The following is a 654-nucleotide window of genomic DNA, read 5'->3' on the forward strand; positions in this document are numbered from 1 at the left end:
CCAGCGCTCCAAAACAGACCGAAGCAGAAAATGCTTGGAAGGCTGGGTCAGGTGCCCGTAGGCTCATCGGCAACCGGCCAAATGGGAAATGTCGGGTCAGTTAGTCAGCGCGCAGCGAAGGGCTGCATCCGAGTGCTTGGGCACCCAGCCAGCGAAATCTTCTCTTTCGCTGACCGGCATTTTTTTGATTGCTTACTGCAATTGAAGGTTTTCAGCGGAGGACTTGCCGCGCATGCGATCTTCGACAATTTCGAAGATAACCTTCGCGCCTTCCTTCAGGCTGTCGAGCCCGGAGCGTTGAACCGCGCTGATGTGCACGAAAGTGTCACCGCTGCCGTTATCCAGCTCGATGAAGCCGTAACCTTTGGTATCGTTAAACCATTTTACAGTGCCTTTTGTCATGAGATTATCCTTTCAATGACATTGCGCGCCCGCCGGGATTGGCCAGGCTGCTTGCTGCGTTCAGGCAGCAGATTTCGTGAACTCGCCAATCCTGGAGAGCATACGATTCAAGCCGTCCCGGGCATGCGCCGGGTCAATCTTGAGTTGTGGATGAAAGTTCCGCTTGGGGGATGTGTTCCGCGCAGGCGTCATAGACGGTCTGCGGCTTTCGGCATGGCCGAGGGTGTTGTTCTTGGTCAAACTTATATGGTC

At 54.7% G+C, this 654-nt stretch carries 2 protein-coding genes; one reads left to right on the forward strand and one right to left on the reverse strand.

Going from position 1 to position 654, the window contains the following annotated elements:
* Positions 1-192: 192 nt before the first annotated feature.
* Positions 193-402, reverse strand: a complete 210-nt coding sequence (locus P1J78_RS25095) for a cold-shock protein (protein ID WP_275570095.1) — start codon at positions 400-402, stop codon at positions 193-195.
* 51 nt (positions 403-453) lie between these two features.
* Between P1J78_RS25095 and P1J78_RS25100 the strand changes: the two genes are divergently transcribed.
* Positions 454-654 (forward strand): hypothetical protein (locus P1J78_RS25100; protein ID WP_275570096.1); only part of this gene is annotated, 201 nt, incomplete at its 3' end.

Source organism: Psychromarinibacter sediminicola (assembly GCF_029168335.1).
GTDB lineage: Bacteria > Pseudomonadota > Alphaproteobacteria > Rhodobacterales > Rhodobacteraceae > Psychromarinibacter > Psychromarinibacter sediminicola.